The following is a 16,631-nucleotide window of genomic DNA, read 5'->3' on the forward strand; positions in this document are numbered from 1 at the left end:
GTTATTTCACCGGAGGTTTTTTTACGCCTTTCTTGCCCTTGGCAGGTTTGCGCGTTGGACTCGCAACTTTGGCCATGGGGTGAGGGGTCACTGCTGGGGTTTTCTGCTTGATCGGCTCTGGGGTTGCCGTCGGGATTTTCTCCTCGATGGCATCGGCCTCACCGGGTGGTTGGGTCAGGCTGAAACCTGGCAGGGGGACGTCGAGCAGCGTGTGCAGCTCACTCCAGAATGGGTTGTCTGCGCCGCTGGTCAGCAGTTCCGGCAGCAAATTGGCGACGGCCGCCAGCACTTGTTGACGCTCTTCGACCTCAACCAGCATCAAGGGCAGGCTGTGCAGGCTTTCTTGCGGGTGGGTGGCGACCAGCAGCTTTTGCAGGCGCAGGGTTTCGCGCAGATCAAGTGGCTCGGCACTGTCGTCCTGGAGCAGCACCTGCAGTTGCAGGATCAATTTTTCCACGCTTTCCTTGCCCGACTTGTCGCTGTCACGGCCCAGCAGGAACAGAATCCGTATCAAGGCTTCCATCAGACCGCCAAGGGGCAGGGCATCCTGCAGCCGCTCGATCAGGACCTTGTCGTGTTGCTTGGCATGTTCCTGGAGATTTCGCCCGGGTGCATTGCCGGCGAGGCTGTTGAGTACGCCATACACGCCGTAGAAACACATTTCCTGGGCCGCATCACGCAGATCCCGATAGCCGTTCAAGGCGTCCTGCATCTGGTTGGAAAACAGTTCCTGCCAGGCCAGCAACGGGTTGTTTTGGCTGGCGGGGTGACGATCCTTGCTCACTAGGGCCGCGCTTCCTGCCAGCCACCACAACGCCGGGTTCAAACTGCTCCAGGCCACTTGCTGCTGATGGAAAGGGTGTGCCCGGCGCAGCAGTTCTGCGCTGGGTTCGTTGATCAGCTGGCGCAACCATGGGCGTATGAATTCGTCGTACACACTGTTGTTGATGTCCGACGCGCGCTGGACCAGCGCGAATTCGCGATCGTCATCACGAGGCTTCTGCACTTCGCCATGGATGTCGGCGATACGCCGGGGCTCGAAACGCACGTCATAGGGCGTAGCCGAGTTCTCCGGCAGGTCTTCGATCAGCATTTCATACAGCCCGGCTGGCAGCGCATTGATTGCATCGACCGCACCGAGTAACTCTCGATGTTCACGCCGCGCCACTTCACCGGACACGAAGATGCCCAGATGACCAATGCTCGCGTGCCGTAAGTAAACGATGGTGCGTCCGGCATTGTGCAACGCGAGATCGCTGGGATAGACGTCGGTGATCCAGTCCAATGCCTGCTGCGGGGAGGTGATGTTGTCGCCATACGAGCAGAACACCACCACCGGCACTTCAATCAGTTTGAGGTCAAGCCCGCTGCTCTTGCGACCGAGGCCGCCGGACAGCTGATTACCGATGAACAGGTCGTCGACAATCATCTCGATCTCTTCGCCATTGAGCAGGGTCGGGCTGCCCCACCAGCGTTCGAAATCCAGAAAACGTGCGGCCTCGCTGTCGACTTCACTGAACAGGTGGTAGTACTTGCCCCAATAGGTGTTGGCCGGGTCTAGGCTTTCGAAATTGCTGACCAGCCAGGTGCCGTCGAAACGGTCATTACCCAGGTCGCTACCGAGGCGTGCCATCCAGCCACCGCCCAGCAAACCGCCGGTGTAGCGCATCGGATTGCGGCCATTGACGCCGGCCCAGTACGACAGCGGCGCACCATTGACGATGATCAACCCTGGCAACTTCGGCCGGGTGGCGGCCAGGCCCATTAACGCCCAGCCCGCCTGGCAGTTGCCAATGACGACAGGTTTGGCGCTGTCTGGATGCCGGGCGCTGACGACTTCGATGAACCGCGCCTGGGCTTCTGTGATATCGGCGAGGGTTTGCCCAGGGCGTGGCGAGTGACTGAAGGAGATGAAGTAGGTCGGGTGGCCGGCTCTCAGGCTTTCGCCGATGACTGAATCCTGTTTGAAACCGCCGATGCCCGAGCCGTGACCGCCGCGTGGGTCAATGATGATCACCGGCTGTTTTTTGCTGTCGAGCTGCTGCCCGGGGCCCGCGAGGATTTGCAACAACGAATAGTTGACCGGGCGAGGCAGGTCTTCACCGGCGACCAGCGTTGCATGATTGAACTTGAGCAGCAGCGGATACCCGGCGCGTTCGTGGGACAGGGTGTTGTCGCCGCGTTGGCGCAAGGTGTCCCAGAACAACACGCTGCGCTGGCCAAGGTCCGTGAAGTATTCCTGCCAGTCAGCGGGCGTCGGCTGCCTGAGCTGCCCAAGGCTTAAAGGCGCGAAGGTTTTTGCCTGGCGCTTCTGCACGGCGTCGAGGACGTTGCGGGTATTGAGGCGTTGCAGATGATTCAGGTGTTCAAACAAACCGACGGGTTCGAAGAGCTCTTCATCTTGCAGCGCAATATTCACTTCCTGACCCATCGTGATCTCCTGACGCTCTACATGGGAACCTGCGCATCTGAACCCTTCGTTAAAGAGGGTTAGGCTGGTCGTTCGACAGACTGGAGTTTATAGCGAATAGGGAGGGCTTGAGCAAAGTTTATTTTGCACCGCACAAAAATAGACGTTGCCAAATGATTTTGTGCACTGCAATATCAAGGCTAACGCGATGACTGGCCGGATCGCTATCGCGTCTTCAGGTCCATCAGGGCCTTCCAGTACCAGGAGATTCAAGCATGTCTTTTTTCAATTCGGAAAAACTGCAAACCGCTCAGAAAGCCAATCTCGATCTTTTGCAGCAAATCAGCGGCAAAGTCTTCGCCAGCGTTGAACAGCTCAGCCAGTTGCAGTTCAAGGCACTGCGCGACTCCACCGAAGAGCACTTCGAAGGTGTTCGCAAGCTGCTGGCCGTCCGTGATCCACAAGGTTTTGCTGAGCTGCAGGCTTCTTTCACCCAGCCGAGCGCGCAAACCGAACGTCTGGCCGAGTTCAACCGTCAGGTTCAAGCACTGATCGTCGGTACTCAGTCGGACATCGCCAAACTGACCTCGAGTCAGGTCGAGGCTGGCACCCAACAGGTGCAAGAGTTCGTTGAAGCGATCAGCAAGAATGCACCGGCCGGCTCCGAGCCTGTTGTGGCAGCGTTCAAGTCGAGCCTGGCGAATGCCGGTACTGTGTTCGAAAGTGCACAGAAAGCCGTAAAACAGGCTTCCGATGTGGCTCAGAGTAGTTTCGACGCAGCGACTGCCGCGGCCACGAAAGCTGCCCCAGCAAGCGCCAAGGCTACCAGCGGTAACAAGTAAGTCACGTCAAACAAGCGGCACTCATGGCGGTGGGATCATTCCCCATCGCCATTTTTTGTGTGCCGCGAAAAACCTTGGCAGGAAGGCTCTGGTTCACGCTGATACCAGTCGTCTGATCCAGTCCAGCAGTACGCTGGGTAACAGTTCTGGTCTGTGCAGCAAGGCGTATTGCCGCGATCCGAATACCGCCGGCAGGTAATTCGCCGCCTGACGGTCGATGGTCAAACAGAATGGATAGATGCCTTGGAGCTTGGCTTCGGTCACGGCCTGACGCATGTCTTCGACACCATAGCGGCCTGCGTACTGGTCAACATCGTTCGGCTTGCCATCGGAGAGCAATAATAGGAGGCGGTGGGTGGAGGCTTCGCGCATCAGCAACGTGCTGGCGTGGCGCAGGGCAGCGCCGGCCCGGGTATAGCGTTCCGGTTCGAGTGCGGCAATGCGCCGACCGACTTCATTGCTGTAACGCTCATCGAATGCTTTCAGGGTGCGGATCGTGACCCGCTGCGGCCCTTCGCCGGAAAACGCCAGCACGCTATAGGGCTCGCCCAGGCTCTCAAGCGCCACACAAACCAGCAGCAACGCCTCGCGCTCGACATCAATGACCCGGCGATGGTGGGACAGCCAGCTGTCAGTGGAGCCGCTGACGTCGATCAGCAACATGATCGCCATGTCGCGTCGGCTACGGCGCTGGGTTTGATACAGCGCCTGCGGCATGCTCAGGCCGGCCCGGGCCTCGGCGCAACCGTCGATATACGCCTCCAGATCGATATCGTCGCCCTCCCATTGTTTGCGCAGCCTGACACGCTGCGCCCGCAGGCATTCGAATTGCCGGCGGATGGCATCGAGCACTGGGCGGTGAGCCTCAAGGGTTCGCTCGACCCACTGCTGCGGGCCTTCCTGGGCGGGACACAGTTGCAGGGTTGTACCCGGAACACGGTAGATCTGGCTGCGGTAATCCCACTCGGGGTAGCTGACTGCGTTGCTGGGAATGTCCTGTGCACCGCGCTGGACGCGGGTCTGTGGCGGGTCGTCAGACAGCAGCACTTCGTTCGGGCGGCCTGCCGTGACCACCAGTCGCGCTTCGTTGAGTTCGGACAATGACTCTGCAAAATCAGCGGCCGGGGTATCGGTATCCCGGTCGGCAGGGCGCTGCATCCCCATGGGGTCTTCGGCCTTTTCCAACGGTTCGGCGGGTTGCACCATCCACAAACCTTGATCCTGATCGTCGTCTTCATCGGTACGGGCCTCGCGCGCAGTGGGCTGGCGTACGAGGCGGGCGCTACGTGGCAGGGTATCGGTGGTGTCGATTTCGCCAGGCAGGGGCGGCGTCTTCACGCCCGCCAACGGCTCGCGCAGGTCGCCGGTCCAGGCATCGAGCAGCAGCAGATGAGCGTCGAGCCTGGGCAGTTTTTCGACGGACATGAGACGTTGTGCGAGGGTTTCTGATTGTTGCAGCGAGTCGGCCGTTTTGGCGGGTATCTCCAGCCCTTCCAGAGGTTTGCCGCATTCGCTGCGCAGCAGTAAACGCAGCAAGTTTTCCAGGGGCTGTCTCTGAATTGGAAAGGCGTGAAGAGGCGGGCGGGTCATCAAGGCATGATGGCGCAAGCCATGGATCGATGGCGCCAACCCCGGCAACAGTCGTACCAAGTCCGAATCAGCAGCCCAGGCTTCGAGGAGCCGATAGACACTGCGCTGCATCGGGTTGTCGAGGGCTGATAGCGCGGTGGCACTGCCTCGCTGGGCGCGCATCGCCTGTTGCAAAGCCAGGGTTTTATAACGTTCCAGCGTGAGCGGACCCTCGTCGCCGCCCAAGTTCTCCGGCAGCCATATAGACACGCCATCGGTCGCCGGGACGGCGCTTTGCCGACACGGCTTTTCGTGACGCAGCAAGAGCTTTTTCAGTAGCGTGGGGGGCGAGGGTGGTTGCGCGACGCGCAGCGAATAGTGGGTGTCGAACACCGCCTTGATCAGCAAATCGAGGTGTTGTGCGACATCCCCGAGGGTAACGATTTTTGCAGTGTCCGAGGGGCCCTGGTGACGCCGCCACAACGCCTGTGCATACACCGTTGCGTGGCGTGCGACATCGGTGATGAGGTCCTCCGCTTCGGCCATTTAGATAAACGTCAGGTCAACGAGGTCGCGCATGGCAGCCACCAGCACGACGTCATCGGAGAGCGGCGAGATCAACGCGACCCGGCACGCGATGGGCGCAGCAATGCCGCGGGTGATCAGCCGTGCAGTGGCGATCAGCAGACGGGTACTGGGGACTTCCGCCAGGCCCCGGTCTTGCAAGGCGCGTAGCCGCTGGGCGAGGGTGACCAGCGCATGGGCGGTGGCGTAGTCGGTTCCACCCTCATGGATGACGATGGCGATTTCGCGCTCGGCCGGCGGGAAGTCAAAATCCAGCGCCACGAAGCGCTGTCGGGTACTCGGCTTTAAATCCTTGAGTATTCGTTGGTAGCCGGGGTTGTAGGACACCACCAGTTGAAAGTGTGGTGAGGCTTCGAGGATTTCGCCGATTTTGTCCAGAGGTAGAATGCGTCGGTGGTCGGTCAGTGGGTGCAGGACGACAATCGTGTCTTGCCGCGCTTCGACCACCTCGTCCAGGTAACAGATAGCGCCTTCGCGCACCGCACGGGTCAGCGGGCCTTCCGTCCAATGGGTGCCCTGGTGACCGATCAGGAAACGCCCGACCAGGTCGCTGGCGCTCAGATCGTCATGGCAGGAAATGGTGATCAACGGGCGCTTGAGACGCCAAGCCATGTGTTCGACAAAACGGGTTTTGCCACAACCGGTGGGTCCTTTCAGCATGATTGCCAGTTGCTGTGCATGGCATTGCTCGAAAATCGCTACCTCGTCGCCGCAGGGTTGGTAATAAGGCTCAGCTTGCAGCGTCGCAGGTTCGGCGTGCATCAGCGAACGTTCCATCACAACGTCGCGCTTGAGGCTTGAGGTGTGGCCAGGACCGGATCGGCTTCATCGACATTGAAGTCCGGTGCATGGCGGAAAAAATCGTAGATGAACAGCCCCGCACCCAGGCTGAACATCGACGCCGTTGCCACCAGCATCAGGAAGTGCACCTGAATCTTCAGCTGCACGTCCAGGTAGCCCAAACCGAGAATGCGCTCCAGGTACACCTGACCAATGCCCGCCGTGGCAAATGACAGGGTCATGCCGAACATGCCTCCCAACTGCAGCCAGAATGCCCAATAACCGATGCTGCTTTCCTCAACGGGACGACGGGTTATGCCGGGTAGCGCATAAGTGATCATCGCCAGGACAATCATGGCATAGGCTCCATAAAAGGCCGCATGGCCATGCATGGCGGTGATCAGGGTGCCATGGGTCCATTTGTTGACGTCGGGAAAGGTGTGGGCCAGCCCCAGGAGGCCGGCGCCAAACATGGTGAACAGGGCGCTGCCCATCGTCCAGTGTAAGGCCAGTTTGTTGGGGTGAGAGAGGCCGGAGCGGCGCATCGCGTTGTAGGCATAGATCGCCATGCCGACCAGCGCCAGGGGCTCAAGTGCACTAAAGAAGCCGCCCAATGGAAGCCAGTAATAGGGGACACCGATCCAGTAATAATGGTGGGCGGTGCCAAGGATGCCGGCAATGAAAACCAAGCCGACAATCACGTACAGCCACTTCTCCATGACCTCGCGATCGGCACCGGACAGTCTGATCAGCAGATAGGCAAGAAAGCCGCCCTGGATCATTTCCCAGACACCTTCGACCCACAGGTGAATCGTCCACCAGCGGTAGTAGATCGACACCACGTAGTTTTCATAATGCAGCAGCGCCGGCAGATAAAGCACAGCGGCACTGGCCAGACCCAACAGAAGAACGCCCTCGGTGGCAGTGAAACGCCCGGCTTTCTTGATCGTCATGCCGATGTTGTAGAGGAACATCAGCATGCAAATCACGATCACGATCTTGTGCGGCAGCGGTTGTTCGAGCAGCTTGTTCCCGGTGCCATAACCGAACAGGTAACCCAGAACGGCGGTGACACCCATGGCCGTCCACAACCCGAGCTGAATGTAGGCCAGTCGGGTGCTGTGCAACTCACCACGGGACTCATCCGGCACCATCCAATAGGTCGCCCCCATAAACCCGGTCAGCACCCAGACGATCAACAGATTGGTGTGAATAGACTTGGTGACATCGAATGGCAAAAGGTCCAGCAGCGGATCCGGCCCGAGGTATTTGGCCGCCGACAGTAGGCCGAACACCAGTTGCAGGCCGAACAGCACCATGGCAACGGCGAAATACCAGTAGGCGACGGATTGAGATCTGTAGCGCATGGTCATCCCCTGCGGTTACTGGAACGACGCCAGATAGGCGACCAGTTGATCGATCTGTTCAGGCGTAAGCGATTTGGCGAAGGTGTCCGGCATGAAGGACATGCCGTTGGCGGAAAACATGTCGCCCGGATGCAGGTAGGCACTCGGCGTGACGATGGATTCGCGGATAAAGTCTTCGGCGTCCTTGGCCTTGCCCTTGTAGTCAGGCGAGGCGATGACCTGCTTGGCCCGGCTGGCCAACCCGGCCAGGGACGGCCCGGCGAGGTTGACGCCCGGCGCAATCGAGTGGCAAGCGCTGCACACCGGGGTGGCGGTTGTTCGAAACAGCGCCTCGCCCAAGGCGATCGGGTCTTCCTTGCCGGACACTGGGCGTGCGGCGGGTGGCTGGTTGCCGCCGGCGACGTTCTGTTGCGCAACGGTGAGGTCCATGCCGGGAATCGACGTGCCGGTCACCAGAATTGGACGCGGTGGCCAGCCTTGGTTGTCGACCTTGCTCACCCAATCCATAAAGGCGATCAAGGCAGCGATTTCTTCGTCAGAAAGATTCAGGTTCGGCATCAACCGGCGATGGCGTTGCTCGTCATAGAACTTTGAAGGGTCTTTGAGAAACGCAGTGAGATAAGGGGCGCCGCGCTGTTGGGTGATTTTCGTCAGGTCTGGGGCGTAATAAGCACCCTCGCCGAACAAGGTGTGACAATTAATGCAATTGTATTGGTGCCAGACATCTTTGCCGCGAGTGACCTGGGGCGTGATCTGTTGGGCATTGGTCAGTGTGGGAAACTGCCGGTGACTATCAACGGTCATGCCCAGAAACACCACGGCAGCAATAGCCGTTGATATCAGCGCGAACGAGCGTGTCTGGCGTTTGTTCATTGCGAACTCCCTATACGCCGATGCCGGTCCAATAGGTGATGCCGATCACTCCGGCATAGACGACCGCGCTGGCCATCAGCACGAGCACCGCATAGCTGACGAGCTTCAAGACTGTTTGCACGACTGCCTCCCAATGTGAAAGTGCAGGTGGAAAGTGCCTGGTCATTCGCGTTGCACATTGAGTATGAGTGCGCGCGAAAGAGCGTTAGCCCGCTGCACTGACGATTGCTTGAGGTCTGCATTCGAACAGCTGCGAGCAGGCGCTAAATATTGACGACTTCACCACGCCTTGCATTCAAGTGCTGTGGTTCAGTGGGGGCGTCAGGATGACTGTGAGCCTAGTACACGTCGCGCTACTGTCAATGACTCGGGAGTACTTCATTCACCGTCTTTTTTCTTTGCACCATCAGCGTCAGGCTTGCCGCCAAACATGCCAAACAGGTTCTGGGTGTTCAGATAAAGCGCCTTTGACTGGTCGACATATTGGCGCATCAGATCCTGCATCACCGGGGCCTGTTGATGCATAAAGTCGCTCCAGGCCTCGGACGACTGCGCGCCGGTTTGGGACTGAATGTCGATGACGGTCTGAATGCTCTTGTCCAGGTAGCTGCCGAGTACGCCCTGATAAGGGCCGTAGAACTGGATAATCCCCATCAGCATCTCGGTGGTGAAAATGGGCTCACCACCGCTTTCGGCTTCCAGAATCACTTGCAGCAGGATGCTGCGCGTCAGATCCTCGCCGCTCTTGGCATCGACCACCTGAAAGGCAATTTTGTCGACCACCAACTGGCGTATGTCCGCCAGCGTCAAATGACTGCTGGTGTGGGTGTCATACAGTCGGCGATTGGGGTACTTCTTGATCAGGCGGGGAGTGTTCCGACTGTTATCTGGCATACGGGGCATCTCGTGGCAAGCCTGGTTTGCAGGCATCTTATCCTACTCTGGCCACTGCCGCGGATGATCGTTCCCACACTCTGCGTGGGAATGATCTGCGGGAAGGTTTTGCTTACCAGATCGGCAAGGTGTAGCTGACGATCAGGCGGTTTTCATCCAGATCGCTGCCGAAGTTAGTCGAGCGCACCGTCGCGTTCCGCCACTTCACCCCGACATTTTTCAGCGGGCCGCTCTGCACGATATAACCGATGTCGGTATCACGTTCCCATTCCTTGCCTTCCGGGCGGTTGTTGCCCAGATCGATATCGGAGCCGGTGATGTAGCGGGTCATGAAGGTCAGACCCGGAACGCCGATGGCCGCAAAGTTGTAGTCGTAGCGAGCCTGCCAGGACTTTTCATCTTTGCTGGCGAAGTCGCCGATCTGCACGAAGTTCACCAGAAATGCATCGGTGCCGTTGACGTAGGCGTAGCCGGTGTCGCCGCTCATGCCTTGATAACCCAGGCCCAACGCATGCCCACCGAGGTTGTAGGTGAACATCGCGCCAATGGCATTGTTATCGACATTACTGCCACCATCATCCGTGGAGCGGGCGAAGCGCAGATCCGTCTTCAGCGACTGGCCGGTTGTGACCGGCAACACGTAGGTCAGGTTGACCAAGTGCTGGCTGTAGAAGTTGTCGAGATGGCCGTAGCTGTAGCCGGTGGCGAGGTTGCTGGTCCATTTGTAGTTCAGGCTGGCGAAATCGAAGCTGTCGCTGTCGACATGACGCGTGGTGATGCCCTTGGCACCGGTCCGGGTGATGCCCATGTCCTCGTAGTCCGAGGAGTCACGCTGATTGACCTGCGTCAGTCGCCCGGCATCCACGGTCAGGTCTTCGATTTCCAGCGACGTCAACTGACCGCCCTTGAAGGTTTGTGGCAACAGCCGTGAATCGTTGGCCAATACCGTGGGCAGCTTCGGCAGCAGGGTGCCGAGTTTCAGCGTACTTTTCGAGGCCCGCACTTTGGCGGTCAGGCCCAGTTCGCCGTACTCGTCCTGAGCACCTTTGCGGGTATCGCTATGGCGTCTGAGCAGACCGGAACCCGCGCGATCAGGGCTTGAATCCAGCTTGACGCCGACCAGTCCAATGGCATCGAAGCCGACACCGATCAACCCTTCGGTAAATCCCGACTCATAGCGCAGCAGGAAACCCTGCGCCCATTCCTCTTGTTTGGATTGGGGGGCGTTGTCCTGGCGATAGTCTCGATTGAAATAGAAGTTGCGCAGCTCAAGGCTGGCCTTGCTGTCTTTGACAAAGTCAGCGGCGGCGGGGGCCGAGAGGCTGATGACGCCGCCGGCCAGCAACAGTCGGGTAGCGCGGGTGTGGGTGTTGCGGTCCATGGTGAAGCCCCTTTGTTTTTATTATGGAAAGACAGGTCCCGCGGCCCTCGCCAGATGGGCGAGGGCTTATCAATAAAAAACGCGAACGCCGAAGAGATAGGAGCGTGGCGCCGCGTGCGGTTCAATCGTTAGAACTGTTCGGCGCTCAGGCCAAACAAGGAGGCACTGCCCGCGCGAATGGATTGCTCCAGACTCAAAATGCGTGGCAACAGGCGGTGGATGTAGAAGTCGGCGGTGGCGATCTTCGCGCCATAAAACCCTTCATCTTCACCGCGCTTTTGTTGGGCAACCTGTGCCATGCGCGCCCAAAGCCAGGCGTAGGCGACATAACCGAACAGGTGCAAATACTCCACCGAAGCGGCACCGACTTCGTTGCGATGGGTCGCGGCCTGATCCTGCAACCAGTCGCTCAGGTCCTCCAGACGCTGCACGGCATCGAACAGTTGAGTGGAGTAGGGCGCACCGGGCTGATGGGCGAAGCGGCGAATCTCGCCGGTGAACTGGCGCAGCGCGATCCCCTTATCGGCGAGCACTTTGCGTCCGAGCAAATCCAGGGCCTGAATGCCGTTGGTGCCTTCGTAGATCTGCGCGATGCGCACATCACGGACCAATTGTTCCTGGCCCCACTCGCGGATGTAGCCATGGCCGCCGAACACTTGCTGGCCGTTGATGCAGCTTTCCAGACCGGTATCGGTGAAAAACGCCTTGGCCACGGGGGTGAGCAGCGCGACCAGGGTTTGGGCGTTGTCCCGTTCTTTGGCGTCATCGGAAAACTTCGCCAGATCGAGTTGCTGACCGACATAACTGGCGAACGCGCGACCGCCTTCGGTCATGGCTTTCATGCTGAGCAGCATGCGCCGCACATCGGGGTGGACGATGATCGGGTCGGCCACTTTGTCCGGGGCGATGGCACCGGTCGGCGCGCGGCTCTGCACACGTTCGCGGGCATAGGCGACGGCGCTCTGATAGGACGCTTCGGCGCAGCCAATGCCCTGAATGCCGATGGACAAGCGCTCGTAGTTCATCATGGTGAACATCGCTGCCAAGCCTTTGTTGGCTTCGCCGACCAACCAACCGTTGGCGCCGTCGAAGTTCATCACGCAGGTGGCCGAGGCCTTGATGCCCATCTTGTGTTCGATCGAACCGCAACTCACGGCGTTGGCCTGGCCGAGGGAACCGTCGACATTGACCAGCACTTTGGGGACGACAAACAGCGAGATGCCTTTGGGCCCCGCAGGCGCGTCCGGCAGTTTGGCCAACACCAGATGGACAATGTTTTCGGTCAGGTCCTGATCACCCCCGGTGATGAAGATCTTGCTGCCGGAAATGCTGAAGCTGCCATCGGCCTGAGGTTCGGCACGGGTGCGGATAATCCCCAGGTCGGTGCCGGCGTGGGCTTCGGTCAGGCACATGGAACCGGCCCAGCGGCCTTCGTACATCGGCGGCAGGTAGAGGTTTTTCAGGGTGTCGCTGGCGTGGGCATCCAGCGCCAGACAGGCACCGGAACTCAACGCGGAATAGAGTGCAAAACTTGAGTTGGCGCCGTAGAGCATTTCTTCGAATTGCACGGCGAGCATCTTCGGCATGCCCATGCCGCCGAAATCAGCGTTACCGGACAGACCCACCCAGCCGCCTTCAATGTAGGTGGCATAAGCCTGTTTGAACCCGATCGGCGTGCTGACCTGGCCATCGGCCCACTGGGCACCTTCCTCATCGCCGCTGCGGTTCAACGGCGCAATCAGGTACGAGGTGACTTTCGCCGCCTCTTCAAGAATGGCGTCAGCGGTGGCGGCGTCGACACTGTCGGCCAGGGCCGGCAAGCGTGCCCACAGGGCCGGGGCGTCGAACACTTCATGCAGCACAAAGCGCATGTCGCGCAGCGGGGCGTTGAATTCGGGCATAACGTGAACCTCAAAGGGACGGTTGTACAGTGGGCACGGCGCCGCAACGGCGGGCCGTGCCCTTTTTCAATCAATGGCTGGAAGCGCTGGCGGCGCCGAGGCCGGTCTGGGCGCGAACGAACTGGTCGGCGTAAGCGTCACGCTCCTTGTCGGCCCGCACGCTGCGGTCGAGTTTCGACACCATGACGATCACGAAGAACGCCAGCGGCATGGAGAACAGCGCAGGGTGGTCGTACGGGAAAATCGCGTGAGCATGGCCGAGCACAGTGACCCAGACCGCTGGCGAGAGGATCACCAGCACCAGCGCGCAGAGCAGGCCGGCGAAACCGCCGATGATCGCGCCTTTGGTGGTCAAGCCTTTCCAGTACATGGCCATGATCAACACCGGGAAGTTGGTCGACGCGGCGATGCCGAACGTCAGGCCCACCAGGAACGCGACGTTCATTTTCTCGAACAGAATGCCCAGCAGAATCGCGATGATGCCCAGGCCAACCGTGGCCATGCGGGTCACGCGCATTTCCTGTTTCTCGCTGGCTTTGCCCTTCTTGAACACCGTGGCGTAGAGGTCATGGGAAATCGCCGAAGCACCGGCCAGGGTTAGCCCGGAGACCACCGCGAGGATGGTGGCGAAGGCTACGGCCGAGAGGAAACCGAAGAACAGGTTGCCACCGACCGCTTTGGCCAGGTGCATGGCGACCATGTTGCCGCCACCCATCAAGGTGCCGCCGACTTCGCCATTGACGTAGTACTGCGGGTCGGTGCCGATGATCACCATCGCGGCGAAGCCCAGGGTGCACACCACCAGGAAGAAGAAGCCGATGAAACCGGTGGCGTAGAACACCGATTTGCGAGCCTCTTTGGCGTTAGGCACGGTGAAGAAACGCATCAGAATGTGCGGCAGGCCGGCAATCCCGAACACCAGGCCCAGCGACATCGACGCGGTGTTGATCGGGTCGGCGAGCATCGAGCCGGGGCCCATGATGTTCCAGCCACTGGCATGAGCCTCGACGGCTTTGGTGGCCAGGGCTTCGTAGCTGAAACCGAATTGCGACATGGCCATGACCGCCAGGGTCGTACCGCCGGCAAGCAGCAGCACGGCCTTGATGATCTGTACCCAGGTGGTCGCGATCATGCCGCCGAAAATCACATACACCAGCATCAGTGCGCCGACGATCACCACCGCAACCGGGTAGTCGAGACCAAACAGCAGCTTGATCAATTGACCCGCACCGACCATCTGCACGATCAGGTAGCAGCACACCACCGTCAACGAACCGAAGGCGGCAAAAATCCGCACTTTGTTCTGGTCCAGTCGATAGGACACGATGTCGGCAAAGGTGTAGCGCCCCAGGTTGCGCAGGCGCTCGGCCATCAGGAAGGTGATGATCGGCCAGCCGACGAAGAAGCCGATGGTATAGATGAAGCCGTCGTAGCCCTTGGCAAACACCAGGCTGGACAGCCCCAGCAAGGTGGCGGCGGACATGTAGTCACCGGCAATCGCCAAACCGTTCTGGAACCCGGTGATGCCACCGCCCGCGGTGTAGAAGTCTGAAGTGGATTTGGTTTGCCGCGCGGCCCACCAGGTGATGGCCAGCGTGCCTAAAACGAACACAAAGAACATGCCGATCGCATGCAGGTTGAGCGGTTGTTTTTCCACCGCACCCAGCGCGGGCGCAGCCAGCACAACGGAGGCCGGCAACAGTCCGGCAGCGGCGAGGATAAGTTTACGGAGCAGGTTCATTACTTGCTCTCCTCGAGAATAGCGGCGCCCAGGGCATCGAAGCGCGTGTTGGCGCGGTAGACATACCAGCCGGTGAGTAACCAGGAAAACACGATGATCGCCGCGCCAACCGGCATGCCCAGGGTCAACATCCGATGCTCGGCGATTGGCGCATGCAGCCATTGCGGGGCAAACGCCACTACCAGCATGAACGCGTAGTAAGTGACTAGCACCGCAGCACTCAGCGACCAGGCCAGGCGCTAACGGCTGCTCACCAGTTGAAGGAATTTCGGGTTGGACCGAATGCGTTCACAGCGTTGGGTATCGGTTGAATGGATGTCGATCATGGTGGCTCCACCTTGTTTTTGTTATCGATGCTTTTGGTATTCAAGGGCGGGGCAGGGCCGATTTCGGCCTGCACGAGCCCGAAGCGGCCAGTAAAAACACCGGCCGCTTGACGGGTACAACGTCGATTCGGTTAGAGCGCTTTGGCCCTGTCGCGCAGAACGTACTTCTGGATCTTGCCGGTCGAAGTCTTCGGCAGCAGGGTGAAAATCACCGTGCGCGGGACTTTGAAGCCGGCCAAATGTTCGCGGCAGAAACTGATGATGTCGGCCTCGCGAACGTCCTGGTGATCAGCTTTCAATGTAATAAAGGCGCAGGGCGTTTCGCCCCACTTCTCATCGGGACGGGCGACGACGGCTGCTTCCATCACACCCGGATGGCGATAGAGCACACCTTCCAGTTCGATGGTGGAGATGTTCTCGCCGCCAGAAATGATGATGTCCTTGAGTCGGTCCTTGATCTCCACATAACCGTTCGGATGACACACCGCCAGGTCGCCGGTGTGGAACCAGCCGCCTTCGAACGCTTCGGCCGTGGCGGTCGGGTTCTTCAGGTAGCCCTTCATCACGGTATTGCCGCGCATGAAGATCTCACCGATGGTCTGACCGTCACGCGGGGTGGGTTCCAGCGTCTTCGAGTCGCCGACCATCACGCCTTCGAGCGTCGGGTAACGCACACCCTGACGGGATTTGATTTGCGCTCGCTCTTCCAGCGGCAACTCATCCCATTCGGCATGCCAGGCGCAGAGCGTCACCGGACCATAGGTTTCGGTCAGGCCATAAACGTGAGTGACCTTGATGCCCATTTCTTCCACGGCACCGATCACTTTGGCCGGCGGCGCGGCGCCGGCGACCATGGCGTTGACCGGGTGATCGATCGCCGCTTTTGCCGACGCCGGCATGTTGACCAGCGCGTTGAGCACGATCGGTGCAGCGCACAGGTGAGTGATCTGATGCTCGCGGATCAACGTGAGGATTTTCTGTGGATCGACACGGCGCAGGAACACATGCACACCGGCCAGCGCGGTGATGATCCACGGGTAACACCAACCGTTACAGTGGAACATCGGCAGGGTCCAGAGGTAGACCGGATGGTTGCCCATGGCCCAGGTCATCTGGTTGCCCAACGAGTTCAGGTAAGCACCGCGATGGTGGTAGACCACGCCTTTCGGGTTGCCGGTGGTGCCTGAGGTGTAATTCAGCGAAATGGCGTCCCATTCGTTCGTCGGCCATTGCCAGGCGTAGGCCGGATCGCCTTCGGCCAACAGCGCTTCATAGTCCAGATCGCTGACAGCCTGGCCTTCGCCGTATTCCGGATCATTAACGTCGATGACCAGTGGCGGGTGATCCAGCATGCCAATCGCTGCGTGAATCACATCATGGAACTCACGGTCGGTAATCAGCACCTTGGCTTCGCCATGCTGCAGCATGAAGGCAATGGCTTCGGCATCCAGACGCACGTTGAGTGGGTTAAGCACCGCGCCAATCATCGGCACGCCGAAATGCACTTCAAGCATCTCTGGAATGTTGGGCAGCATCACCGCCACCGTGTCGTTCTTGCCGATACCACGACCGGCCAGTGCCGAAGCCAAGCGTCGGCAGCGGGTGTAGGTCTGCGCCCACGTGCGGCGGATAGAGCCATGGATGACGGCGGGGTAGTCCGGATAAACGCTGGCGGTACGCTCGATGAAGCTGAGCGGAGACAAGGCAATATGATTGACAGCCGCAGGGCCTAGCCCTTGTTCATAGATCGACATGTACGGGTACTCGGTGGCTGATTGTTAGCTCTATAGGTGACCTTGCAGCGTAGCCGCTGAGGTCGCCTTTTATGTCCGGTCTGCTTTATATAACATTCAGCTGCACATATGGAAGTACAACCTATGTCATATAGGACATGTACTATATTTTATTCTGGCAGGTCTAAATGAATACAGTGACACCGCCGAGGCCGGTATATCCTTGGCT

At 59.4% G+C, this 16,631-nt stretch carries 11 protein-coding genes and 1 pseudogene; 1 reads left to right on the forward strand and 11 read right to left on the reverse strand.

Features of this window, described 5'->3' with window-relative positions; all coding sequences use genetic code 11:
* Position 1: 1 nt before the first annotated feature.
* Positions 2-2,431, reverse strand: coding sequence for a DUF3141 domain-containing protein (locus tag QK293_RS14665; protein WP_282378047.1), 2,430 nt, complete (start codon positions 2,429-2,431; stop codon positions 2-4).
* Between the two features lie 254 nt (positions 2,432-2,685).
* Here QK293_RS14665 and phaP point away from each other — a divergent pair, with 254 nt between their 5' ends.
* Positions 2,686-3,252, forward strand: coding sequence for a TIGR01841 family phasin (phaP, locus tag QK293_RS14670; protein ID WP_282378049.1), 567 nt, complete (start codon positions 2,686-2,688; stop codon positions 3,250-3,252).
* 93 nt (positions 3,253-3,345) lie between these two features.
* Here phaP and QK293_RS14675 read toward each other — a convergent pair whose 3' ends face one another.
* From QK293_RS14675 to QK293_RS14720, 10 genes and pseudogenes are all read right to left on the reverse strand, one after another.
* Positions 3,346-5,367 carry a VWA domain-containing protein gene (locus QK293_RS14675; protein ID WP_282378052.1) on the reverse strand — a complete coding sequence of 674 codons (2,022 nt, stop codon included), beginning with the start codon at positions 5,365-5,367 and terminating at the stop codon, positions 3,346-3,348.
* A complete protein-coding gene (locus QK293_RS14680) occupies positions 5,368-6,183 on the reverse strand; it encodes a CbbQ/NirQ/NorQ/GpvN family protein (protein ID WP_282378054.1) in 816 nt (271 codons plus the stop codon). It lies immediately after the preceding gene.
* Complete coding sequence (locus QK293_RS14685) at positions 6,183-7,553, reverse strand: cbb3-type cytochrome c oxidase subunit I (protein ID WP_282378056.1); 1,371 nt, start codon at positions 7,551-7,553, stop codon at positions 6,183-6,185. Before QK293_RS14685 ends, QK293_RS14680 begins: the two co-directional genes overlap by 1 nt.
* A 15-nt stretch (positions 7,554-7,568) precedes the next feature.
* The gene (locus QK293_RS14690) at positions 7,569-8,426 is read right to left on the reverse strand and encodes a cytochrome c (RefSeq protein ID WP_282378059.1); all 858 of its coding nucleotides are present in this window, start codon (positions 8,424-8,426) and stop codon (positions 7,569-7,571) included.
* A 378-nt stretch (positions 8,427-8,804) separates the two neighbouring features.
* Positions 8,805-9,320: a polyhydroxyalkanoate synthesis repressor PhaR gene (gene phaR / locus QK293_RS14695; protein WP_282378061.1), complete on the reverse strand. Its 516-nt coding sequence runs from the start codon at positions 9,318-9,320 to the stop codon at positions 8,805-8,807.
* Positions 9,321-9,432: 112 nt separating this feature from the next.
* Positions 9,433-10,701, reverse strand: coding sequence for an OprD family porin (locus tag QK293_RS14700; RefSeq protein WP_282378064.1), 1,269 nt, complete (start codon positions 10,699-10,701; stop codon positions 9,433-9,435).
* A gap of 128 nt (positions 10,702-10,829) precedes the next feature.
* Positions 10,830-12,602 carry an acyl-CoA dehydrogenase C-terminal domain-containing protein gene (locus tag QK293_RS14705; protein WP_282378066.1) on the reverse strand — a complete coding sequence of 591 codons (1,773 nt, stop codon included), beginning with the start codon at positions 12,600-12,602 and terminating at the stop codon, positions 10,830-10,832.
* A 70-nt stretch (positions 12,603-12,672) separates the two neighbouring features.
* A complete protein-coding gene (locus tag QK293_RS14710) occupies positions 12,673-14,343 on the reverse strand; it encodes a cation acetate symporter (RefSeq protein ID WP_282378071.1) in 1,671 nt (556 codons plus the stop codon).
* Positions 14,343-14,669 (reverse strand): annotated as a pseudogene (locus QK293_RS14715) (DUF485 domain-containing protein). Before QK293_RS14715 ends, QK293_RS14710 begins: the two are co-directional and overlap by 1 nt.
* A 131-nt stretch (positions 14,670-14,800) precedes the next feature.
* Positions 14,801-16,423 (reverse strand): acyl-CoA synthetase, encoded by a 1,623-nt coding sequence (locus QK293_RS14720; protein WP_282378074.1) that lies wholly within the window; start codon positions 16,421-16,423, stop codon positions 14,801-14,803.
* Positions 16,424-16,631 lie beyond the last annotated feature (208 nt).

This window comes from Pseudomonas sp. AL03, assembly GCF_029960815.1.
Taxonomy (GTDB): Bacteria; Pseudomonadota; Gammaproteobacteria; order Pseudomonadales; family Pseudomonadaceae; genus Aquipseudomonas.

Excerpts from the sequence above, each read along its gene's own strand:
- QK293_RS14675 (WP_282378052.1), bottom strand. The coding sequence starts at position 5,367 with ATGGCCGAAGCGGAGGACCTCATCACCGATGTCGCACGCCACGCAACG.
- QK293_RS14720 (WP_282378074.1), bottom strand. The coding sequence starts at position 16,423 with ATGTCGATCTATGAACAAGGGCTAGGCCCTGCGGCTGTCAATCATATT.
- phaP (WP_282378049.1), top strand. The coding sequence starts at position 2,686 with ATGTCTTTTTTCAATTCGGAAAAACTGCAAACCGCTCAGAAAGCCAAT.
- QK293_RS14710 (WP_282378071.1), bottom strand. The coding sequence starts at position 14,343 with ATGAACCTGCTCCGTAAACTTATCCTCGCCGCTGCCGGACTGTTGCCG.
- QK293_RS14680 (WP_282378054.1), bottom strand. The coding sequence starts at position 6,183 with ATGGAACGTTCGCTGATGCACGCCGAACCTGCGACGCTGCAAGCTGAG.
- QK293_RS14690 (WP_282378059.1), bottom strand. The coding sequence starts at position 8,426 with ATGAACAAACGCCAGACACGCTCGTTCGCGCTGATATCAACGGCTATT.
- QK293_RS14665 (WP_282378047.1), bottom strand. The coding sequence starts at position 2,431 with ATGGGTCAGGAAGTGAATATTGCGCTGCAAGATGAAGAGCTCTTCGAA.
- QK293_RS14705 (WP_282378066.1), bottom strand. The coding sequence starts at position 12,602 with ATGCCCGAATTCAACGCCCCGCTGCGCGACATGCGCTTTGTGCTGCAT.
- QK293_RS14700 (WP_282378064.1), bottom strand. The coding sequence starts at position 10,701 with ATGGACCGCAACACCCACACCCGCGCTACCCGACTGTTGCTGGCCGGC.
- QK293_RS14685 (WP_282378056.1), bottom strand. The coding sequence starts at position 7,553 with ATGCGCTACAGATCTCAATCCGTCGCCTACTGGTATTTCGCCGTTGCC.
- phaR (WP_282378061.1), bottom strand. The coding sequence starts at position 9,320 with ATGCCAGATAACAGTCGGAACACTCCCCGCCTGATCAAGAAGTACCCC.